Annotated in this window: 17 protein-coding genes; 3 read left to right on the plus strand and 14 right to left on the minus strand. The window is 62.6% G+C overall.

What is annotated here, in order from left to right:
• Positions 1-487: 487 nt before the first annotated feature.
• Genes HAV21_RS19805 through HAV21_RS19815 form a run of 3 tightly spaced genes read right to left on the minus strand, consistent with a single transcriptional unit; the run spans position 488 to position 8026 of the window.
• A complete protein-coding gene (locus HAV21_RS19805; RefSeq protein ID WP_166842860.1) occupies positions 488-4144 on the minus strand; it encodes a 1,4-alpha-glucan branching enzyme in 3657 nt (1218 codons plus the stop codon).
• A 1-nt stretch (position 4145) separates the two neighbouring features.
• A complete protein-coding gene (gene treS / locus HAV21_RS19810) occupies positions 4146-5942 on the minus strand; it encodes a maltose alpha-D-glucosyltransferase (protein ID WP_142936557.1) in 1797 nt (598 codons plus the stop codon).
• Positions 5942-8026, minus strand: coding sequence for an alpha-1,4-glucan--maltose-1-phosphate maltosyltransferase (locus HAV21_RS19815; protein ID WP_187697050.1), 2085 nt, complete (start codon positions 8024-8026; stop codon positions 5942-5944). Before HAV21_RS19815 ends, treS begins: the two co-directional genes overlap by 1 nt.
• 125 nt (positions 8027-8151) lie before the next feature.
• Here HAV21_RS19815 and glgP point away from each other — a divergent pair, with 125 nt between their 5' ends.
• Positions 8152-10776, plus strand: coding sequence for an alpha-glucan family phosphorylase (gene glgP / locus HAV21_RS19820; protein WP_347877678.1), 2625 nt, complete (start codon positions 8152-8154; stop codon positions 10774-10776).
• Between the two features lie 137 nt (positions 10777-10913).
• Here the strand turns inward: glgP and HAV21_RS19825 are convergent, their stop codons facing one another.
• Genes HAV21_RS19825 through glgX form a run of 3 tightly spaced genes read right to left on the minus strand, consistent with a single transcriptional unit; the run spans position 10914 to position 13892 of the window.
• Positions 10914-11273, minus strand: coding sequence for a barstar family protein (locus HAV21_RS19825; protein ID WP_166842861.1), 360 nt, complete (start codon positions 11271-11273; stop codon positions 10914-10916).
• Between the two features lie 6 nt (positions 11274-11279).
• Positions 11280-11750 carry a ribonuclease domain-containing protein gene (locus tag HAV21_RS19830; RefSeq protein ID WP_166842862.1) on the minus strand — a complete coding sequence of 157 codons (471 nt, stop codon included), beginning with the start codon at positions 11748-11750 and terminating at the stop codon, positions 11280-11282.
• A gap of 27 nt (positions 11751-11777) precedes the next feature.
• Positions 11778-13892, minus strand: coding sequence for a glycogen debranching protein GlgX (glgX, locus tag HAV21_RS19835; protein ID WP_166842863.1), 2115 nt, complete (start codon positions 13890-13892; stop codon positions 11778-11780).
• A 240-nt stretch (positions 13893-14132) separates the two neighbouring features.
• On the opposite strand from glgX, the gene HAV21_RS19840 reads away from it, so the two are divergent.
• Complete coding sequence (locus tag HAV21_RS19840) at positions 14133-14942, plus strand: carbon-nitrogen hydrolase family protein (protein WP_166842864.1); 810 nt, start codon at positions 14133-14135, stop codon at positions 14940-14942.
• A gap of 202 nt (positions 14943-15144) precedes the next feature.
• On the opposite strand, the gene rlmB is transcribed toward HAV21_RS19840, so the two are convergent.
• The 6 genes from rlmB to HAV21_RS19870 form a co-directional block, all read right to left on the minus strand.
• The gene (gene rlmB, locus HAV21_RS19845) at positions 15145-16137 is read right to left on the minus strand and encodes a 23S rRNA (guanosine(2251)-2'-O)-methyltransferase RlmB (RefSeq protein WP_166842865.1); all 993 of its coding nucleotides are present in this window, start codon (positions 16135-16137) and stop codon (positions 15145-15147) included.
• An 80-nt stretch (positions 16138-16217) separates the two neighbouring features.
• Positions 16218-17681, minus strand: coding sequence for a cysteine--tRNA ligase (gene cysS / locus HAV21_RS19850; protein ID WP_166842866.1), 1464 nt, complete (start codon positions 17679-17681; stop codon positions 16218-16220).
• 35 nt (positions 17682-17716) lie between these two features.
• On the minus strand, positions 17717-18070 hold the full coding sequence (locus HAV21_RS19855; RefSeq protein WP_166842867.1) for a hypothetical protein: 354 nt from the start codon (positions 18068-18070) through the stop codon (positions 17717-17719).
• Complete coding sequence (ispF, locus tag HAV21_RS19860; protein WP_166842868.1) at positions 18063-18614, minus strand: 2-C-methyl-D-erythritol 2,4-cyclodiphosphate synthase; 552 nt, start codon at positions 18612-18614, stop codon at positions 18063-18065. Before ispF ends, HAV21_RS19855 begins: the two co-directional genes overlap by 8 nt.
• Positions 18614-19396: a 2-C-methyl-D-erythritol 4-phosphate cytidylyltransferase gene (ispD, locus tag HAV21_RS19865; protein ID WP_166842869.1), complete on the minus strand. Its 783-nt coding sequence runs from the start codon at positions 19394-19396 to the stop codon at positions 18614-18616. The genes ispF and ispD overlap by 1 nt, the downstream gene beginning before the upstream one ends.
• An 85-nt stretch (positions 19397-19481) precedes the next feature.
• Positions 19482-19964 (minus strand): CarD family transcriptional regulator, encoded by a 483-nt coding sequence (locus HAV21_RS19870; protein WP_011690592.1) that lies wholly within the window; start codon positions 19962-19964, stop codon positions 19482-19484.
• Between the two features lie 292 nt (positions 19965-20256).
• Between HAV21_RS19870 and HAV21_RS19875 the strand changes: the two genes are divergently transcribed.
• A complete protein-coding gene (locus tag HAV21_RS19875) occupies positions 20257-20793 on the plus strand; it encodes a hypothetical protein (protein ID WP_142936592.1) in 537 nt (178 codons plus the stop codon).
• A 94-nt stretch (positions 20794-20887) separates the two neighbouring features.
• Here the strand turns inward: HAV21_RS19875 and HAV21_RS19880 are convergent, their stop codons facing one another.
• Together HAV21_RS19880 and HAV21_RS19885 are read right to left on the minus strand one after the other, a co-directional pair.
• Entirely contained in the window at positions 20888-21568 is a 681-nt protein-coding gene (locus HAV21_RS19880) for a response regulator transcription factor (protein WP_020608526.1), read from the minus strand.
• Positions 21565-22839, minus strand: a complete 1275-nt coding sequence (locus tag HAV21_RS19885; protein WP_208097267.1) for an ATP-binding protein — start codon at positions 22837-22839, stop codon at positions 21565-21567. The genes HAV21_RS19880 and HAV21_RS19885 overlap by 4 nt, the downstream gene beginning before the upstream one ends.
• Positions 22840-22892: the final 53 nt, after the last annotated feature.

Here is a 22892-nt window from a genome sequence, read left to right on the forward strand (position 1 = left end):
CAGCTGAAAACCAGACCACCACACACGGGGGTGCGCAATGATCCAGCCATAATTTCAACCAATCAATAAAACAATCGGTATCAACAAACTTGGCACACTATTGAGTTCTCAAACAACAGGTCACTATCCCAGAGCAGTACCACCAGCCTCAACTGGATCGCTCCGGAGCAACTTTTCAAACCTACCGGCTGGATTCCTTACGGTCAAATCGGCAAGACTGACTTGATTTTTCCTTGCGGTTTCTTGTCAGTTTGCGGTCTCAACCAGTGGAGCAGCGCGGGTACTAACTATACCCACACTTGGCCCCGGTTGGCAAAGCCGCCTTGGTGAGGGCCGCCGTCGTCGAGCCGTTGCCTGTAGATCCGGCCGTAAACGCAAGCCGGCCGGGAACCAGCAACGCTCCCCCACGTGAGTGAGAGAGCGTTGCTCGAAAGCGGCCGTTATGTGAGCTAGGGACGCTGGAAAAGGGTGGTGATGTGAGAGAGGATCAGCCAGCCGGCGTGAACCATGAGGCGCCCAGCGGAGGAAGCGTTACAGTCAGCGCCGCAGGTTGTCCATCAGTTCCCGGAGTAGACGCCGTCAGCGATCCTGCGTTGACAACCCCCGAGCCGCCGTATGTCTCAGCGTCCGTGTTGAGGACTTCCGTCCACTCCCCTGCTGCCGGTACGCCCAAGATGTAATCCTTGTGCGGACCGCCGGAGAAGTTCACTGCGCACACCAGCGGTTTGCCATCGTGGTCCCAGCGGATGAACGTGAGGACGTTGTGATCAGCATCCCCGCCGTTGATCCATTGGAAACCGCCGGCCTCGTTGTCCCGCTGGTAAAGGGCCGGCGTTGCGGTATAGAGCTCGTTCAGATCCTTGATCAGGAGCTGCAGCCCGCGGTGCGCGGGAATGTCGGCGAGGAACCAATCCAGTCCGTACTGTTCGGACCATTCTGCTTCCTGGCCGAACTCCGTACCCATGAAGATGAGCTGCTTGCCCGGATGCGCCCACTGGTACGCAAAGAACGCGCGCAGGTTTGCCAGTTGCTGCCACCGGTCGCCCGGCATCTTCCGCAGCATGGAGCCTTTGCCGTGAACTACTTCGTCGTGGCTGATGGGCAGCAGGAAGTTCTCAGTGAAGGCATAGACCAAGGAGAACGTGATGGTGCCGTGGTGCCATTTGCGGTTGATGGGGTCTTCGGAAATGTACTTGAGCGAATCATGCATCCAGCCCATGTTCCATTTGAGCCCGAAGCCGAGTCCGCCGTGGTTGGTGGGAGCCGTAACACCGGGGAATGCGGTGGATTCCTCGGCAATGATGATGGCGCCCGGGTGGGACTTGTAGACGGTGGCGTTGACTTCCTGCATGAAGGAAATGGCTTCGAGGTTCTCACGCCCGCCGAACTTGTTGGGCTTCCACTGCCCTTCTTCGCGGGAATAGTCCAAGTAGATCATCGAGGCAACAGCATCTACACGCAGGCCATCAATGTGGAATTCTTCCAGCCAGTACAGCGCGTTGGACACCAGGAAGTTCCTGACCTCGCTGCGCCCAAAGTCGAAGATCAGCGTTCCCCAGTCCGGGTGTTCGCCCAAGGCAGGGTCCGAGTGCTCGTACAGTGGCTGGCCGTCGAACTGTGCCAGCGCCCAGGAGTCCTTGGGGAAGTGGGCAGGTACCCAGTCAAGGAGGACGCCGATGCCGGCCTGGTGAAGCGAATCCACCAGGAACCGGAACTCGTCCGGGTGTCCGAACCGTGAGGTCGGCGCGAAGTAGGACGTCACTTGGTAGCCCCACGAACCACCGAAGGGGTGCTCCGCCACCGGCATGAACTCAACGTGGGAGAAGCCGAGCCACTTCACGTAGTCCACGAGTTCCTTGGCGAGTTCCTTGTAGCCAAGGCCCAGCCGCCAGGATCCCAGGTGGACTTCGTAGACGCTCATGGGCGAGTTGTGCGGGTCTTTCGCAGCACGCGCGCTCATCCATTCCGCATCCTTGAACCGGTAGCTGGCGTCCACAACACGTGAGGCCGTCAGTGGCGGAACCTCGGTGCCGAAAGCCAGCGGATCGGCCTTTTCAATCCAGTGTCCCGACTTGGTCAGGATCTCGTATTTGTAGCACGCCCCTGCTACAACACCCGGGATGAACAGTTCCCACACACCGGAGGACCCCAGTGAACGCATTCCGTGGGAACGGCCATCCCACGCGTTGAAGTCACCCTTCACACGTACGGCCTGGGCGTTGGGGGCCCAGACGGCGAAGGAAACACCGTCCACCTCGCCCAGCGCGGAGCGGTAGTGCTGAACGTGCGCACCCAGAACATCCCAAAGGCGTTCGTGGCGGCCTTCGCCGATCAGGTGCAGGTCCACCTCACCCACGGTAGGCAGGTAGTGGTACGGGTCATCGATGGTGACGGGTTCGACGTCGTACACCACTTCCAAACGGTAGTCAGGCACGTGGCCGGCCTGCAGCGGTTCCAGAACAGCAGTCCAGACGCCGTGGGCCTCGTGGGTCATGTCGGTGCGGCCGGCTTCGGTCACTACAACCACGGACTTCGCGAGGTGCTTCACGGTGCGGATGGTGACGTGGCCGTGATCGTCCAAGTGTGCGCCCAGCACTGAGTGGGGTGCATGGTAGGCGGCGGCCGCCACGCGTTCCAAGGTCTCGGAGTCCACGTGCAGGGGAACTCGCGGCCGTTCGGTGCGTGCAGAGCCAGTCATGTCATTACCTTCCGCTGTAGCTGCCGCATGCTTGCCGCGGCTAGTGTTTTCGAGGATTCGTCGGGATGCATTCACGGGGATCGACAACCAGTCGGGCCGGTTCCGCAACTCGTAAACAACCTCGTATAAGGCCTTGTCCAGCCACAATGCCACAAAGAGCGGCGAGCGGCGGTCAATAGTTCCCGGGGTGACCTCGCTATACCCCTCAAGGAACGCGGCAGCGCAGTCATCCACCCAGGCTTCAGGCACTCTGACGTCGATGTTTTCGAGCGTGGCGGCCCCGGCTGCGTAGTCGAACGAGCGCAGCATCCCGGTGACATCCCGCAAAGGAAGATCGGGAGTATTGCGCTCATCAATGGTCCGGAGCGGCTCGCCCTCGAAGTCAAGGATGGCCCACCGCCCTGGCTGCCCCTCAGTGCCGGGAACCAACAGAATCTGGCCCAGGTGGAGGTCGCCGTGGACGCGCTGCAACTGGCCAACGTCGCGGGGATCCAGAGCCGCCAGCAACTCATCGAGTTGTTGGTCATGGGGACCGACGGCGGACGAGGCTTCCGCCCACGAGCCGCGGACGCGCCGGACTACTGAGGCGATGATGTCCGGGCCCTGTTCCTGCCCGTCCTGGGTTCCGAATGTTTCAGCGAGCCTGGCATGAACCGTGGCAGTAGCAGCGCCCAGCCCGCGGGCGTCTGCGGTGAAATCCTTACCGGCCGCGGCTGCCTCCACCGCCAGGCGCCAAGCGTCCCGGCCGCCGAGGAGAAACTCGTGGGCAACGGTCAGCTCACCGGTGGCCACTGTTGAACCGTTCGACGCCGGACCATTCCACGAGCCGGTAATCCAGCCAAGCGTCGCGGGAACCTCCGTGGTGCCAGCCGCGGTCAGGGCAGCGCCAAGCTCCACTTCAGGATTCTTGCCGTCGGCAAGCACACGGAAGATTTTGATGATCGCCGCCGAATCGCCGTCGTCAATGATGACTGACGTGTTGGATTGCTCACCCGAGAGGACACGCACTGACGTTGGGTCTTTCGGGAGCGCTACACGGCCAGTGGTTAGGTGTCCTTGGGCACCGCCCACTGTTCCTTCACTGCGCATGAGTTCCAGCCATGCTGTGACGAAGTCGGAATCGTAGACGGCATCGTAAACGAGCCTCAGGCCTAGTTCTGGATCCGTCACCTCGCCCAGCAAAGCTGTTGGCGCATCGGATAGCGGCTGGCTCCGGTAGCTCAACGGAACCTGAACAACGTCAGTCCGCGAACCGCCGTCGGCCGTTCGGTGGGTTACCGCCAACAGCACAACTTCCAGCTGTGCGTCGCCGCTTGCATGGGGGAGGCTGAAGCCGCCCACCTGCTCCAGCGCAAAGTCGGGGCTCTTGACCGGGAACCAGCGCTTGCCTGGCAGCCAGGTCCGGAGAAGTCCTTCAATGGAGGGGCTCAAGTGTTCCTCGTTCATCTCATCCTTTGGAGGTCACCACGGGAATCGCCTGGGTAAAAGGCGACGAGGGATTGGAAAATGCCGAGCGAACCCGCAGCCAATAGAAGCTGTGGCTGCCCAACATCACGGTCAGATGACCGTTGTCTCCGACCGCCGGGAAGGGCTGGCCGCCGAAAATGTCGCGCAGGCCCCTGCCCGCGAACTCGGGAATGTCCAGCGTTGCCGCTACAGGGTGCTGGGAGAGGTTGAAGACGCACAATATGGTTTCGGCGTCCTCCCCCTCGGGGTTACCCGCCGGCAACTCGCGAACATAGGCGAGCACCACTTCATGATCCGCCTCGATATGCCGGAAACCGCCCAGACCAAACACCGGATGGTTCTTCCGGACGCTCAGGATCTGGCGGGTCCAGCGCAGCAGCGAACCTGAGTGCGCGGCCTCGGCCTCAACGTTGGCCATGCTGTAGTTGTACACCAGCGATTGGATGACCGGCAGGTACAGCTGGCCTGGATCAGCACCGGAAAAACCTGCGTTCCGATCAGGGTTCCACTGCATCGGAGTTCGGACGGCATCACGGTCATCGAGCCAAATGTTGTCCCCCATGCCGATCTCATCCCCGTAATAGAGGAAAGGACTGCCCGGCAAGGACAGCAGCAGCGCGTTGATCAGCTCAATCTCGGAACGGGAGTTGTCCAGCAACGGCGCCAAGCGTCGTCGAATACCAATGTTGGCCCGCATCCGCGGATCCGGGGCGTACCATCCGAGCATGGCGGCGCGCTCTTCTGCTGGCACCATCTCCAACGTCAGTTCGTCGTGGTTCCTCAGGAAAGTCCCCCACTGCGCGCCCTTGGGTATCTCCGGGGTGTTCCGCAGTGTCTCAATGATGGGAGCGGCCTTCTGGTCCCGCAAGGCGTAGTAGAGCCTGGGCATGATGGGGAAGTGGAAGGCCATGTGGCATTCGGGGGCTTCCTCCGTGCCAAAGTACTCCACCACCTCATGCGGGGGCTGGTTCGCCTCGGCAATGATGACCCGGCCGGGGTAGTTCGAGTCCACCATCCGGCGGAGGTCCTGCAGGAAGGTGTGCGTGGCAGGCAGGTTCTCGCAGTTGGTTCCGTCTTCTTCGAACAGATAAGGGATGGCGTCAGCACGGAAGCCATCGATGCCCTGGTCCAGCCAGAAGCGGACTACGTCATAGAGCGCCTCAATCACCTTGGGGTTCTCGAAGTTCAGGTCCGGCTGGTGGCTGAAGAAGCGGTGCCAGAAGAACTGCCGGCGGATGGGATCGAACGTCCAGTTGGACTCTTCTGTGTCAACGAAGATGATGCGCGCGTCCTGGTACTTCTCGTCAGTATCGCTCCACACGTAGAAATCGCCGTAGGGACCCGTTGGGTCCTTACGCGATTCCTGGAACCAGGGATGCTGGTCCGAGGTGTGGTTCAACGGGAGGTCGATGATCACACGGACCCCACGGGCGTGGGCCTCGGCAACCAACCTCTTGAAGTCGCTGATGGTACCGAACTCGTCCAGCACGGACGTGTAGTCCGCAATGTCATAACCGCCATCGCGCAACGGGGAATGGAAGAACGGCGGCAACCACAGGCAGTCAACACCCAGCCACTGGAGGTAATCCAGTTTCTCGATCAGGCCGTGGAAGTCGCCGGACCCATCCCCGTTGGCGTCCGCAAAAGCCCGCACCAGTACCTCATAGAAGACTGCCTTGCGGTACCAGTGCGGATCGTGCTGGAGACCTGGGGCGTTCAACTCGAAGGTGTTCTTCGGCGTGAAGTACTGGCTGGGGTTCTGCGGAGAAAAACTCACTAAGGCTGCCTCCGGATGCTCAGTATGTGCGCCGGCTCAACGTGGGCATCCAGGCGGACGTAGTTGTGCTCGCCCCACTCCCAGCTCTCACCGCTGATCAAGTCGTCCACCCGGAACCGGCCGTCCTCGTTGAAGTCCGAAGGATCCAACTGCAGGGCCCCCAGGTCCAAGGACACCGTGCTTTCGCGGGTGCTGTGAGGATCCACGTTGACCACAATGATCAAGGTGTCCTTGGTGCCGTCCGGCAGCGTCTTGTGCTTGGAGTAGACAATCGTGGCGTCGTCGGTGCTGCTGTGAAGTGTCAGGTTCTGCAGATCGCCCAAGGCCACGTGGTCCTTGCGGATGGTGTTGAGCCTGGTGATGTACGGCGCCAAGGTCCGCCCTGACTCGGCAGCGCCTTCCCAATCCCGCGCCTTGTACTCGTACTTTTCGTTATCGATGTACTCCTCCGCGCCCGGACGGGCCACGTGCTCGTACAACTCATAGCCCGCATAGACGCCCCACAGCGGGCTGGCCGTAGCGGCCAAGACCGCCCGGATGCGGAACGCGGCCGGGCCACCGTACTGCAGGTACTCGGTGAGAATGTCCGGGGTGTTCACAAAGAAGTTGGGACGGAAGAAGGCAGCGGTCTCGTGGCTGACCTCGTGGAAATACTGCTCCAGCTCGGTCTTGGTGTTCCGCCACGTGAAGTAGGAGTAGGACTGCTGGAATCCCGCGCGGCCCAAAGCGTGCATCATGGGCGGGCGTGTGAAGGCTTCGGCCAGGAAAACAACCTCGGGGTTCTTCTTGTTGATCTTGCCGATCAGCCATTCCCAGAACCAGACGGGCTTGGTGTGGGGATTGTCCACACGGAAAACCTTGACGCCGTGGCTGATCCACAGCTGGACAATCCGCAGGATCTCCTTGGAAAGGCCGGCCGGGTCGTTGTCAAAGTTCAGGGGATAAATGTCCTGGTACTTTTTCGGCGGGTTCTCTGCATAAGCGATGGAACCGTCCACTCGGGTGGTGAACCACTCCGGGTTGGACGCTACCCAAGGGTGGTCCGGAGCTGCCTGCAGGGCGAGGTCCAACGCAACCTCAAGTCCGAGCTCGTTGGCTCGCGCTACGAACGCGTCAAAGTCCTCAAACGTACCCAGTTCCGGGTGGATGGCGTCATGGCCACCGTCCCGGGAACCAATGGCCCACGGCGAACCGGGATCCTGCGGGCCCGGAGTCAACGTGTTGTTGCGGCCCTTGCGGTGTTGAAAACCGATCGGGTGGATAGGTGGCAGGTAGATGATGTCGAAGCCCATCTCCGCCACGGCGTCGAGCCTTCTGGCTGCCGTCCGGAAGTTGCCGGAGGTCCACACACCGGTGGAGTGATCCAGCACAGCGCCCTCTGAGCGGGGGAAGAACTCGTACCAGGAACCGCGGCCCGCGAGGTCGCGCTCCACCTGCAGCGGGAAACGCTCGGAAACAGTCACCAGTTCGCGGATCGGAACGCGTCCGACGGCGGCCAGCACCTCCGGGCTGAAGCCGGCGCCAAGGCGCTCCTCGGCAGTCTTGGTGGTGTCGGAGAGCACAACGGAAGCGGCACGCAAGGTGCGCTTCTCCGCAGCGCTGCGTCCGGCGTCGTCCACTGCTTCGGCGAGGAGGGCAGCGCCCTCGGCAAGCATCAACTCAACGTCAATGCCGGCCCCCACTTTGACCTCAGCGTTGTGGTGCCAGGTGCCGTAGCGGTCATGCCAGGCCTCAATGACGAAGGACCAGGCGCCGGTGCCGGCGGGCGTGATCAAGCCCTCCCAGCGGTCCAGGCCCTTCCATTGCTCGCCCTCGGCCGGGGTCAGGCGGACGCGCTGACGCTCCTTGCCCTTGGGATCGAGCAGCACAGCGGATACGCCCAGCTGGTCATGGCCTTCACGGAAGACCGTGGCGCCAACCACGAGGTCCTCGCCCGGCAAGGCCTTCGCCGGGAAACGGCCACCCTCAACCACCGGCTGCACGGCCGTGATGGGGAACCGGCCGAAGCGAAGTCCCTCGGTGATGTCCGTAGTCGTCTTGGATTTCAGAGCGGTGATGGTTCGCGCGGTTTTCGTCACAACCACGACGTTAGCGAGAAAAATCACAGAATGCTAAGCACACGACCTTTCTCCTCGACGCAAGATGACTTTTACCTAAAAGAAACCCAATGCAGTTCCGGCTTCCATGCGAGTCCGTTAGTGTGGCGCTCGTGAAGGCTATTCGAAGGTTTACAGTCCGTACCGTCCTCCCCGAGCCCATCAGGCCCCTGGCCCGTCTGGCGACCAATTTGCGCTGGTCCTGGCACCGGCCCACTCGGGAACTTTTCGCGAGCCTCAACCCGGCTCTCTGGGAGGCCTCGCAGCACGACCCCATCGCCTTGCTGGGGTCCATCAGCCGCGAGCAACTGCAGGACCTGGCAAACGACGGAGAGGTTGTGGAACGCGTTCAGCACGCCGCAGCCGATCTGGACCGCTACCTCAGCGAACCCCGCTGGTACCAGGACCTCAACGAGGACGCTCCGGCATGCATCGCGTACTTCTCCCCCGAGTTCGGCATCACCGAAGTGCTTCCGCAGTACTCCGGAGGTCTCGGAATCCTCGCCGGCGACCACCTCAAGGCCGCTTCGGACCTCGGCGTGCCGCTGATCGGCGTAGGCCTTCTGTATCAGGCCGGCTACTTCAAGCAGTCGCTCTCCCGGGACGCCTGGCAGCAGGAAACCTACCCCGTCCTGGACCCCGACGGACTCCCCCTGACGCTGCTTCGCCACCCTGCCAAGGACGGCGCCCCCGGAAAGCCCGTTCACATCTCCCTGCCGCTGCCCAACGGACGCGAACTCCACGCGCATGTCTGGCGTGCCGACGTCGGACGTGTTCCTCTGCTGCTCCTGGACTCCAACGTCCCCTCCAACGACGAAGCCGCGCGCGGCATCACCGACCGCCTGTACGGCGGCGGCGGCGACCACCGGCTCCAGCAGGAACTTCTCCTGGGCATGGGCGGCGTCAAAGCCCTGCGCGTCTATCAGGAGATCACCGGCACACCCGCGCCCGAGGTTTTCCACACCAACGAAGGCCACGCCGGTTTCCTGGGGATCGAACGCATCCAGGAAGCCATGTCCAATCCCGAGCACCCCCTCAGCTGGGACGAAGCCCTCGCCGCCGGCCGGGCATCCACCGTCTTCACCACGCACACACCCGTACCCGCCGGAATCGACCGCTTCGAAACCGTGCAAATCAAGCACTTCTTCGAAGCCGGGCTGGCACCCGCCGTGCCCACCGAACGCATCCTGGAACTCGGACGCGAAAACTACGACGGCGGCAACCCCTCGGTGTTCAACATGGCCGTAATGGGCCTGCGCCTGGCGCAACGAGCAAACGGTGTGGCCAAGCTGCACGGCGTGGTGTCCCGCGAAATGTTCGCCGGACTCTGGCCGGGATTCGACCACTCCGAAATCCCCATCACCTCCGTCACCAACGGCGTCCACGTGCCCACGTGGGTGGATCCCCGCATCTCCGCCCTTGCACGGACCCAATTCGGGGCCGAAGCCGAAGCCATGGGACGCTGGGACCTGGCCTACAACGTCAGCGACGAAGACGTCTGGGCCCTCCGCCGGGAGCTCCGCGCCCAGCTCATCGACGACGTCCGACGCCGGCTCCGCGCCTCCTGGAAGAAGCGCGGCGCGGCCGATGCCGAACTCGGTTGGACCGACTCCGTGCTGGACCCCGACGTCCTGACCATCGGATTCGCACGCCGTGTGCCCACCTACAAACGGCTCACCCTCATGCTGCGCGATCCTGCACGGTTGAAAGCCCTCCTGCTGGACCCCAAGCACCCCATCCAGCTGGTCATTGCAGGCAAGTCCCACCCCGCAGACGACGCCGGCAAGAAAATGATCCAGGACCTGGTCAAGTTCACCGACGACCCCCAGGTGCGGCACAGGATCGTGTTCCTGCCCAACTATGACATCGCCATGGCAAGGACCCTGTTCCCCGGCTGCGACGTCTGGCTCAACAACCCGCTCCGCCCGCTCGAAGCGTGCGGCACCTCCGGCATGAAAGCAGCCATCAACGGCTCGCTCAACCTCTCCGTCCTGGACGGCTGGTGGGACGAAATGTACGACGGCGAAAACGGCTGGGCAATCCCCACAGCCAACAACAACGCCTCCTCCGAGGAACGGGACGACATTGAGGCATCGGCACTCTACGAACTCCTGGAAACCCAGGTAGCGCCACGGTTCTACGGCACAACGGTGGCACAAGCCGCCGGCGCGGCCGGACCCTCGGAATCCAGCGTTGAGACCGTGCCCACCCACTGGGTGTCAATGATCAAGCACACGCTGGCCAACCTGGGCCCGGCAGTCTCGGCAGAACGCATGCTCCACGACTACGTCAACAACCTCTACTGCCCGGCCGCTGTATCCGGGCGCAGGGCAGTTGCCGAAGCGTTCAAGGAAGCCAAGGAGCTCGCATCCTGGACCACCAAGGTAAGGAACGCGTGGCCCGAGGTTGTGGTGGAACACGTTGACTCCGTGGGCGTCTCCGAAGAACCCCAGGTAGGCGACGCGCTCCAAGTCAACGCCTACGTGGCTCTCAACAACCTGACACCCGACGACGTCTCCGTGGAAGTAGCCTTCGGACGAGCCGAGGAATCCGACGAGCTCGAAGACATTGTGGTTGCCGAACTGGACTCGGTGGAAGACCTCGGCGGCGGACGCCACCTGTTCAGCGGGTCCTTGGTGATCAACAGGTCCGGCTCCTTCGGCTATACCGTCCGGGTGTTCCCGAAGCACTCAGCGTTGGCATCCAAAGCTGAGCTGGGATTGATCGCGAACGCCTAGTCCGCCGTAGCCCAATTGGCGACCGTAACCCTCTGCGTGCTGCTCCTTCGTCGCTTTGACGCACGCTGCCGGGTCACGGTCGCCAATTGCGTCTCAAGGCCCGCTACGGTTGGGATCCATAGGGCCCGTTGGCGCGACTAGTTTTCGAAGACCGCGATGACCGTGAGGTCCCGTCCGGCGTACTTTTCGGCGTCTTGGAGGATTTCGCAGACTACTCCGAAGGAGCGGTCCGTGCGGTAGGCCGCGGGGACTTGCCAGATCATGGTGACTGGGCTGCCGTCATCCTCAGAGAGGGCATCGGCGTAATCGTGCAAGGAGTCGTTGAGGGCGTCGAGGTTCACCCCGTAATACTCGGGGAAGTCGAGGACCTGGCCGAAAACCTCCAGAACCGCCTGCTTGGTGGTCGCCGGCGGGACAAGGAGGGTCCGGCGGCCGGCGTCGGAGACCTGCTCTTGCAGTTCTTCAAGCGTCCAGGTGTCTGCGGAATAAATCTTCATGAGCTCCTACTTGTCTTCGACAATGAATTTGAAGGACTCGTAATGGTCCGGTGTGTAGTACTTGGCTGAGTCCTTGCCCACAATGATTCGTCGCGCGCCACGGTCCGACTCCCCTGGCGTAGGCACTGTGTACTCCTTGTAGAAACCACCGGACTTCTTGGGCAGCAAACCCTCGAAGTTGCCGAAATTCACGCCGTCACGGTCGTAAGGGTACGGGCCGCCCTTAGCAATCAGGGCAAGGGTTTGGCGGGCTTCCCTGGGTAGCTGCGAGGCGTTGATGGAGGGCAGCGCAGAAGGGTTGGCGACGGCAGGGGTGGCAGCTGCGGTGGTTGCTGCCTTCGGTGACGTCGACGGAGAGCCAGGTTCCGGCGTCGTGGTTTGCGCGGTCAGTGAGCCTCCGCCCACCATGGCAACCACCAGCACGACGACGGCGATCACCAGTCCCGCGAAGGCCACCAGTTTGTTTCGGCTGCTCATGCGGTGAACTCCCTGCGTGGTTAGTGCCTAGGTGCGGTAGACGTTAATGGTGTTGGCTTGCAGGATATCCCGCTCGCCGGAAGCCACCAACGCCCCCTTCCTGCGCTCATGCAGCACCGAGGTGGTGAAGCGAAGTTCGAACATGCGCTTACCGATGCCTGACTCGCTCAAAATCTCAGGCAGGACCATTTTCACGTCCTGGTTGCTGCCGTTCACCGAGATCAAGCCGCGGATCTCACTGTCCTCGTGACCCATCAGGAGCTGGACGGAACGGAGGTCGGGCTCGTTCCAGCGCGCCGGAGTCATCCGCTTTCCCTTGTCATCAAACCATTGCAAGCTGGAGTCGTTGGCGTTGCCGGGGAAACTCTCGGGCTGATGCCGCAGAAACCACCGGCGCAGCCTGACCAGTTCGCGCGTGGTCCTGAACATGGCATTGGCTTCCTGGGTCCGGCTCCAATCGAGCCAAGCCGTGGGGTTGTCCTGGCAGTAGGCATTGTTGTTGCCCTGTTGGGTCCGCCCGATCTCGTCACCGGCAGTGATCATGGGAACACCGAAAGACAGGAGCAAAGTGGCCATCAGATTGCGGACCGACAGTGCGCGGGCGGCCACGATTGCCTCGTTTTCGCTCCGCCCCTCCACGCCGTGGTTATAGCTGCGGTTGTCTCCGTGGCCATCCCGGTTCTGCTCGCCGTTAGCCTCATTGTGCTTACGGTCGTAGCTCACCAGGTCTTTGAGGGTAAAGCCGTCATGAGCAGTGATGAAGTTGACGCTGGCCAGCCGTGTGCGTCCCGATGACGCGAAGAGATTGGCGGAGCCCGCCATCAGCTCAGCCAGTGACGCAATGGAGCCGCCATGGCCACCGGATTCCATGGCAGCCCGGTCGGAGAGCCAGAAGCTCCGGACGCCGTCGCGGAAATGGTCATTCCAGTCCGACCAGCCCTGCGGGAAGCGGCCGGTCTGCCAGCCACCGTAGCCCACGTCCCAAGGTTCGGCGATCAGTTTGACCCCTGATAGTACGGGGTCCTCGGCAATCGCCTGCAGGAATGGGTGCTGCGGATCAAAGGTGTTGCTGGCATCGCGGCACAGTGTCACGGCGAGGTCGAAGCGGAACCCGTCCACATGGAAGTCGTTCACCCAGTAACGCAAGGAATCCAATGCCAGGTCAACCACTACTGGATCACTGAAATCCAAGGTGTTGCCGCACCCGGTGGTATCCAAGTAACGGCCGTGGGCATCGTGCCGGTAATAGCGTTTCTCAGCCAATCCACGGAAGCTCAGTGGCGGTCCGTCCGGCCCCGCCTCGGCGGTGTGGTTGTACACGACGTCAAGGATGACTTCGATCCCCGCCGCATGGAGCAGCTTGATCATGCCCTTGAGCTCATCCTGCACCGCATGGGGGCCAGCGTTGCGAGCCGCCTCCGTGGCGTAGTCAGCGTGGGGAGCGAAAAAAGCGGCCGTGTTGTAGCCCCAATAATTGGTCATTCCCAGGTCCTGAAGATGGGACTCATCCAGGTGGAAATGAATGGGCAGGAGCTGGACAGCGGTGATGCCTAGTTCGGTGAGGTGCTGGATCATCACAGGATGCGCCATGCCCGCATACGTCCCGCGGAGGTGCTCCGGGATGTCCGGGTGGAGCATGGTCTGGCCTCGGACGTGTGCCTCATAGATCACCGAGGTACGCATGGGCGTCCGGGGCGGTTGATCGTCGCCCCAATCAAAGCCTGTCTCCACGTGGACACTGGTGAGGAACTCGCCCCGCTGGTCCACGGCGCGGCCATAAGGATCGAGCAGCAGCGGCTGGCCGCCGTCGTTATCCAGGTCCAAAGCTGGCATGGACAGAGGAAGCCCGCCCTCGCTCGGGGCGGCCCGGAAGCCGTAGCGGGTGCCTGACGGCATGCCGTTGACAAGGCTGAAGTGCACGCCGTCCTCGGTGTTGGACAGGATGTGGGACTGCCAAGCTTCCCCAGGTGCTTGGAACACCACCTCCACCCGGTCCAGATCCGGGGCGAACACGGCCACGTTCACCAAATTTTCCGGGGTGATCTGGGCGTCGGGAACTGCGGGCTGGGGCGTGCTCAGTCCGAGGGGCCTGGGTTGCGATGCGTCCAGGGCAGTTGCTGTGTCAAAAATAGGCATAACCATTGCTTGCAAGTTTAGTTCCACGCAAAGCATGTACCGCGCGGGCCCGCCATGTGACGACGTTCAGCGTCTCGATTTCATTACTTGCCCCAATATGGCGGGATTTGATCAGCCACTCACGTGCTGAAACGCCGCATGTGAGTCCGGCCGGGTGGGGATGGAGGGAAGCAATTGTGTCGCCTTGCTCTGCCTCCTTGCCAGTCGGATTGGCATACTGGGACCAAGACAACTGGAGGTTACATCGTGCGAGTGGCACTTGCCCAAGTCATCACCGGCCGGGATCTGGCCGGCAACCTGCGGCTCCTTGAGGACAACGCCCGCCGGGCCAAGGACGGCGGCGCCGAGTTGGTGGTGTTCCCCGAGGCGATGATGCGCGCGTTCGGAAACTCGCTGCTGGACATCGCCGAGCCGTTGGACGGGCCGTGGGCCAGCCGGGTGAGAGCCCTCGCCGAGGAACTTCAGCTGGTGATCGTGGCGGGCATGTTCACCCCGGGCAGCCCCTCCGATTCCGGTTCACCGCGGGTGCGGAACACGCTTCTGGCCACGGGATTGGGCGTGGAAGCGAGCTACGACAAAATCCACCTCTTTGACGCGTTCGGTTTTGCGGAATCGGACACCGTTGAGGCTGGCACCGATCCGGTAACGTTCGACGCCGGTGGTCTCACCTTTGGTTTGGCCACCTGCTACGACATCCGTTTCCCCGCCTTGTTCATGGCCAATGCCCAGCGCGGAGCCGTGGTCAACATCGTTTCCGCGTCTTGGGGTTCCGGGCCCGGCAAGGCCGAGCAGTGGCAACTCCTGGCCCGTGCCCGCGCCGTGGACACCACCACGATCGTCCTCGCCTGCGGCCAAGGCGATCCGGCAAGCCAAGGCATCGAGGTTAAAGGTTCCGCGCCCACGGGAGTGGGGTACTCCGCCGTCGTATCCCCGTTCGGACAGGTACTGGAAGCCCTCGAAGGCGAGCCGGGCCTTATTTTCTACGACCTCGACCCCGCCACTGTGGAAGACGCCCGCCAAAAACTTCCCGTGCTGGCCAACCGCCGCGACTTCTAACCCGTCCCGGTGGATTCCCCATTTTGCTCGGCGGCCCAAACCCGACGGATGTGATAGAGCGTCCGGCCCAAACCCGAGGGATGTGAGAGAGCGTTGCAGCTCAGGCACACGAAAGGCGCCGCAAGGGCCATCCGGTAGCGTGCGTCTAAGCGAGGAACGAGCGAGCACGCGGAGGATGGCGCTTGCGGCGCCTTCTCGAGGATTACTTAGCGGCGCGCTGCCTCGACACTTCGTACAAGGAGATTCCGACGGCCATGGATGCGTTGAGCGATTCCATGGCGGAGTCGATCGGGATCGAGACGATTTGGTCGCAGTTTTCGCGCACGAGCCTGCTGAGGCCCTTGCCTTCGGAGCCCACTACGATGCACACGGGCTCGGTTGCCACGGTGAGGTCCGGCAGCGAGACGTCGCCGTCTCCGTCCAGGCCGAGCACGTAGATGCCCATGTTTTTGAACTGCTTGAGAGCGTTGTTCAGGTTCGACGCGCGGGCAACCGGGACGCGGACAGCGGCACCGGCGCTGGTCTTCCAGGCGGACGCCGTGACGCCGACGGAGCGACGCTCGGGGACGATCACGCCATGGCCGCTGAAAGCGGAGACGGAGCGGATGATCGCGCCGAGGTTGCGGGGGTCGGTGATGCCGTCCAGTGCAACGAAGATGGGGGCGTTGGAAATGTGCCCCTTCTTCCACTTGGCGAGGGTCGTCTCGGCGAGGTCGTATGCGTCCTCGTATTCGTACGGCGGGATCTGCAGTACGAGGCCTTGGTGGACGGCGTCCTCGGTCATGCGGTCCAGCTCAACCTTGCCGGTTTCGAGCAGCGGAATGCCGCGTTCGGCCGCGAGTTTGAGGGATTCCTTGACGCGGTCGTCCATCTCAATGCGGATGGCGACGTGCAGTGCCTTGGCGGGGATGCCGGCGCGGAGGGCCTCGACCACCGAGTTACGGCCCGTTACCAGCTCTTCCGTGGCACGGCCCTTGGGGCCGGAGCGGGCGCCTGCACCGCCGGGACGAGTGCCCGGGCCGCGCTTGGCAGCCGAGCGCTCAGCCAGCTGCTTGTTCTTGTATGCCTTGTGGTAGGTGCGTTCCTCCGCTTTGGGCGTAGGACCCTTGCCTTCCAGGGCCTTGCGGCCGTGGCCACCGGTTCCGGTGGTGGGGCCCTTCTTCTGTTTGACCGACCGGCGACCATTATTGGCCATGAGATTCCATCCTTGATTTTGTGAGTAAGTCTGGAATCAAGTCTACTGACCCGATGCAATTCGGCTGTCGCGCCGGTTTGTCAGTCGCGTTTCAGGCTCCAGGTGGCGCCGTCCGCACCATCTTCGACGACGACGCCGGCGGCGGCGAGCGTGTCACGGATCGCGTCGGACGCGGCCCAGTCCTTGCTGGCTCTGGCGGCGGCACGGGCTTCGAGTTGAGCTTCGATCAGCACTTCCAGGGCCGCGTGCTCGCGCCCTTGGACGGCTTCGGGACGTTTGACCGAATCCAGGCCAAGCACTTCGGTCATGGACAGCACACTGTAGAGGGCCGATTTCGCGCCTTCAAGGTCACCGGCAGCCAGGGCGGTGTTGCCTGCCCGCACGGTTTCGTGCAGGACGCCCAGCGCCTGGGGGACGTTGAGGTCGTCGTCCATGGCTGCGATGAAAGCCGCGGGCATATTCGCCTGCGGGGACACGTCCGAGGCATCCGTGTCCACCTTGGAAGATGCCTTGTGGATGAAACCGTCAATCCGCTCGACGGCGGCCGCGGCCTCCTGCAGCGAGGTGGGCCGGTAGTCCAGGATGGAACGGTAGTGGGCCTGGCCAAGGTAGTAGCGGACCACGCGAGGCGATGCGAGCTGGAGCATCTCGGCCGGGCTCACCGTGTTGCCAATCGACTTGGACATCTTTTCGCCCTCGTAGGTGACCATGCCGTTGTGCATCCAGAAGTTGGCGAAATCGTCGCCGGCGGCCTGGGACTGGGCCATCTCGTTCTCGTGGTGCGGGAAGCGAAGGTCCAGTCCCCCACCGTGGATATCAAACCGGGGGCCCAGGTATTTGGTGACCATGGCTGAGCACTCCAGGTGCCAGCCGGGACGGCCTGCGCCCCAAGGGGACTCCCACTTGGCGGTGACGGGCTCACCGTCTTTGAAACCCTTCCACAGCGCGAAGTCGCGCGGATCGCGCTTCCTGCTGATGAATTGAGCCTCGACGTCCGTTGCTCCCTGCATGTCGTCAATATTCTGGCGGGTCAGCGAACCGTATTTGCTCCAGGAGCGGACGTCGAAGTAAACGTCGCCGGAATCGTCCAAGGCGGGGTAAGCGTGGCCGCGGTCGATGAGGCGCTGGATGAGGGCATGCATTTCCGGGATGTGGCCCGTGGCGCGGGGCTCATAGGTGGGCCGCTGCACGCCGAGGGATTCGTACGCATTCTCGAATTCCTGCTCGTAGCGGTATGCCAGTGCCCACCATTCTTCGGCTTGGCGCGCGGATGGCTCGGCGTCCCAGTCCGGCCCGAACGACTGCGCGGACTTGGCCAGGATCTTGTCGTCGATGTCCGTGACGTTGCGTACCACCGTGACCCGGAGGCCCCGGAACTCGAGCCAGCGCGTCAGCTGGTCAAAGGCGATGGCCGACCTGACGTGGCCCACGTGCGGCATTCCTTGGACGGTGGCCCCGCAGTAGTACACGCTGGCCTTGCCGTCTTCGAGGGGAACGAAGTCGCGGACTTCGGCGGAGGCGGTGTCATAGAAGCGCAGGGTCACCGCTCCAGATTAGCCGATGACTCGACGTGACCTGCCTACTTGCAGTATTCGCCGATCTTGTTGAACTGGACTTTGAGCTTCTCCTGCTGGTCCTGGGTGGCTGCCCCGAGGGACGATCCCGCTGCTTCGTCCATGATCGCGGCCATCTCCTTGATGGGGTTCCCGACCTCCGGCGCCAGTTTCCCAGCGATCTGGTGATAGTGCTCGGCGATCTGTTTCGACTGCTGTTGCTGGTTACCGTCGGGCTTGAAGGTGTCGTTGTTCAGGAACTCGCAGCTGGCCTTGACGTCCATGGTTTGGGTCCCTCCGCAACCACTCAGCAGGAGCGCTGCGGCCAAGCCCGCAGACACCACAGCGGAACGCACGACGCCGGCACGTGACTTAGGCATGCGGCGCACCTTTCGCAGGACCAGGCTCCGCCGGGGTCACCGCGGAGACGCCAGCGGGGTACACGAGGGCCGTGGCAACCGCGGAAATCCCTTCGCCGCGTCCCGTGAAGCCGAGTCCGTCGCTGGTGGTTGCCGTGACACTGACCGGCGCACCTGCTGCTTCGCTCAAGACACGCTGGGATTCTTCCCGGCGTGGCCCGAACTTGGGACGGTTAGCAACGAACTGCACGGCCACGTTGCCGATCTCGAATCCTGCCGCACGCACAATGCGTGCGGCCTCGCTGAGCAGCATCACACCTGAGGCGCCCGCGAACTCGGGGCGGTCCGTGCCGAAGTGCGTACCAAGGTCACCGATTCCGCAGGCGGAGAACAGCGCGTCGGCAGCAGCGTGGGCTACGCAGTCGCCGTCGGAATGCCCTGAAAGCCCTTGCTCGCCTTCCCAGAAGAGCCCGCCCAACCAGAGCGGCTGCGGGTCATCTTCAGGCGCGAATGCGTGGACATCTATCCCGACCCCAGTTCGGGGAAGGACCATATTCAGTGTCATCAGCCTTCCACCCATCGAATCCCCAGCGGGCCTTCCAACAGGCCTTCGGCGATGATCAGGTCCAACGGTGTGGTGATCTTCAGCGACTGGCTTGCGCCGCGGACAGCGTGCACCGGAACGCCCAGGAGCTCCACCAGCATGGCGTCGTCAGTGACAGCTGCTGACTGTTTGTCATCGAAGAGCCCGGCGGCTTCGTGGGCCCTGCGCAGGACGGCCAGTTCGAAACCCTGCGGGGTCTGCACGGCACGGAGATGCTCGCGGGGAGCTGTGCCTGTGACGACCTCCGGGGCGATGGATGCGTCTGAGCCGCTGGTTTCGGCAACGGTCTTGATGGTATCCACTACCGGCATGGTGGGAATGACGGCCTTCGCTCCGGAAGCCAAGGCTGCAGATACGCGTTGGAAGACCCGCTCGGGGGTCAAGGCACGTGCGGCGTCATGGACCAGGACAAGTTCTGTCCCGTCCTCCAAAGCAGCCATGGCGGCGCGGACCGAATCCGCGCGGGATGAACCGCCGTCGACCACCGAGATTTCAGGGCCGCCGTCCACCAGGTCAATGGTGAACTCGGCAATTGACTCACGCAGGGCCGTGTCCCCCTTGGGCACGGCGACGCAGATCTGGCGCGCGACATCGGAAGCAACCACACCACGGAGTGCATGCATCAGGATGGTCTCGCCGCCCAGCGGAACCTGGGCTTTGGGCATGCCGTAGCCGAGGCGTTCACCGGAGCCGGCAGCAACCACGATCACGGCCGTGACGGAGCGCTTGGTAGGAATACTCATGCTCACCAGAGTACTTGTGGGAAATGAAACCCGGAGTGTGGCAAAAAGAAACCCGGCGGCGCTTTCGCACCACCGGGCTCAATTCTTAGGAAGCCAAGACCTCGTCAAGAACGCTTGCAGCCTTCTCTTCATCTGTCTTCTCAGCCAGGGCCAGTTCTGAAATCAGAATCTGCCGCGCCTTGGCCAGCATCCGCTTCTCACCTGCGGAAAGGCCGCGATCGTGATCACGACGCCAAAGATCGCGAACGACCTCTGCCACCTTGATGACATCGCCTGAAGCAAGTTTCTCCAGGTTCGCCTTGTAACGACGTGACCAGTTGGTAGGCTCTTCAGTGAACTCGGCGCGGAGAACGTCAAATACGTGCTCCAAGCCTTCTTTGCCCACTACGTCCCGGACCCCAACAAGGTCAACATTCTCTGCTGGAACTTCAATGGTCAGATCACCCTGAGCCACCTTGAGCTTGAGATACATCTTCTCTTCGCCCTTGATGGTGCGCATCTTGATTTCCTCAATTTTTGCTGCACCGTGGTGAGGGTAAACTACTGTCTCGCCGACCTCAAAAACCATGTGGACTTTCCCCTTTCCCGCAGATTAGTCTATCACGATTAAGGCATACGACTGGCACCGGAAGGGCCCTCCTGCCGCGCCAATAAAGGGAATGAGCCCTCAAACGACTTCCTCCAAGGTCTTGACGTATTAGGCGAAAGATGCATGGAGGAGGCAACGTGCGAGCAAGATCTCTTCTCGTATGGCGCCACATAGCCTTCCCGAATCCATATTTCCGGGGGTTTGCCGATAGGCTATGGCTGAAAAGTGTTCCAATGACTCTTGAGGAGTAGGTGTCGTGCGCAATACTGCGATGAACCCTGTCCAGCGCGGCAAGCTGGCAATTGCGGCGGCTGCGATCGGCGTCGGTCTTCTGTCCGTCACCGGCTGTGGATTCGTCAACGCCCAGCAGACCACCCACCAGTACTCGGCATCGGACGGGATCAAAGCAGATCTCGGCTCGTTGCAGTTGCGCAACATCCTGATTGTTGCTTCGGGCGAGAAAGAGCCCGGCCGCGTGATCGGTGCTGTGTTCAACTCCTCCAGCACCGACGCCACCCTCACCATGAGTGGTGCCAACGGAGCCCAGACCGAGATCCCGGTCAAGGCCAACGGCGAGACCTTCCTGAATGACACCGCGGATGCAGCGATCCTCAGCACCGCGGGTGTCATTCCCGGCGGCCTGGTTCCGGTCACCATCCGTAGCGGCTCCGACTCCGCCACCATCAACGTCCCGGTGCTTGACGGTACCCTCCCCGAGTACGCCAAGTACCTGCCCACCACGCCGAGCCCCACGGCAACGCCGACGTCCACTGCGACGACCTCGGAGGCTCCGGGAGCCGGTCACTAGGCCCGCGCCACAAGCGATACAACGAAGGAAGGGTCCCGCCTCGGCGGGGCCCTTCCTTCGTCGTATGCAGAGTCTTTGTTGTGTGCAGGGGTTCTTACGGCTCGAACTTGTAGCCCAGGCCGCGGACCGTCACCAGGTAGCGAGGTGCGGAGGGGTCGGGTTCGATCTTGCTCCGAAGCCGCTTGACGTGGACATCGAGGGTTTTGGTATCCCCCACGTAGTCCGAACCCCAGACGCGGTCGATCAATTGGCCGCGAGTCAAAACCCGGCCTGAGTTGCGGAGCAGCATTTCCAGCAGCTCGAACTCCTTAAGCGGCAGTGAAACCTGCTCGCCGTTGACACTCACCACATGGCGTTCGATGTCCATGCGGACAGGACCGGCCTGCACTGTGGAGGTGATCAGTTCCTCCGGCTCACCTTGCCGACGCAGCACCGCACGGACACGGGCCACGAGCTCGCGGGAGGAATACGGCTTGGTGACGTAGTCATCGGCGCCGAGTTCCAGGCCAACAACTTTGTCGATTTCGGAGTCTTTGGCCGTCAGCATGATGACGGGCACGCTGGAGCGCTGGCGAAGCTGGCGGCACACTTCCGTCCCCGGCGTCCCAGGCAACTGCAGGTCCAGGAGGACGAGGTCGGCACCGTTCCGGTCAAACTCCACCAAAGCATCGCTGCCGTTGTCCACTACCTCGACGTCAAACCCTTCCTTGCCCAGGAGATAAGACAGGGGGTCGCTGAAGGACTCTTCGTCCTCCACTATCAAAATCCGGCTCAAGCGCTGGCTCCTTGCTCTTGGGCGCCGTTGGCGCCCCTTTGATGATTCACGCGTTGGGGTTGTTGACTCAAGGGACGAGGCTCGACGTCGGCAGTCCCCTGTTGCTCGGTGGGCGCAGCTGCAGCGGAAGGCGGCAGGCCGGCGTCGTCGCCCTGGCCTTCCATCTCCGGCAGGCGGACAGTGAACGTGGACCCTTGGCCGGGCTGCGACCACACAGTCACCTCACCGCCGTGGTTGGAGACCACGTGCTTGACGATGCTGAGGCCAAGTCCTGTGCCGCCAGTATGGCGGGATCGCGCCGCGTCCACGCGATAGAAGCGTTCGAACACCCGCTCCTGGTCCTCCGGCGTGAGGCCTTCGCCTTGGTCTGTGACGGAGATGGCCACGACGCCCTCCCGCGTCCGCACGCCCACACCCACCCGTGTATTCTCCGGCGAGTAGCGGATGGCGTTGTCGATCAGGTTCCGCAATGCGGTGACCAGGAGGTCGTGGTCTCCAAACACCAGTGCCTCAGAGTGACCGCCCACCACGATCTGGATGTTCTTGCTCTCGGCCGGCAGCTGGGAACGATCAACCGCTTCTGTGATGACGGTATTGATGTCCACCGGGAGACCCCGCTGGGCGACGTTGGCTCCCTGCAGGCGGGAAAGTTCAATGATGTCCTGGACCAGTGCTGCCAATCGCCCGGATTCCTTGTGCATGCGCTTGGCGAAGCGGCGCACTGCCTCTTCGTCATCCGGCGAGGCTTCGAGGGCCTCGGCCAGGAGGGAGATGGCGCCGACGGGGGTCTTGAGCTCGTGGGAGACGTTGGCCACGAAGTCGTTCCGGATTTCCTCGGTGCGGGTGATCTCGGTACGGTCGTCGGCCAGGAGCACGATGTATTCCCACCCGAGCATGGCTGCGCGTACCTGAACCACAATGGTCCCTTTGCCCAGCGGGCCGCGCGGGAGTTCGTACTGCTCTTCGAGGATCACGCCGTCGCGGCGGACCTTAGCGGTCATGTCCAGGAGTTGTTTGTGGACCACGGTGTGCCCGCGTACCAAGCCGTACGCGTAGGCTGCAGGACTGGCGCGGACCACGCCGTCGATCGCGTCCACCACCACAAAGGCACGCCCGACGACGGACAGCACCTCCGCGGCACCCTCAGGAAGCAGGGGTTCACTGACGTCCAGGTCCACGATGCTCCGCTGACGTTCGCTGATCCTGAAAGCGAGCATGCCAAAGACGCCCAACGACAGGCCTACAAGGCCAGCGACGACACCTATGAGCAATGGATCCACGTGTCCAGCTTATGCTGTGGAAACACGGCCAAGCAGTGATCGGG

The sequence above is a fragment of the Paenarthrobacter sp. MSM-2-10-13 genome (assembly GCF_011605365.1).
GTDB lineage: Bacteria > Actinomycetota > Actinomycetes > Actinomycetales > Micrococcaceae > Arthrobacter.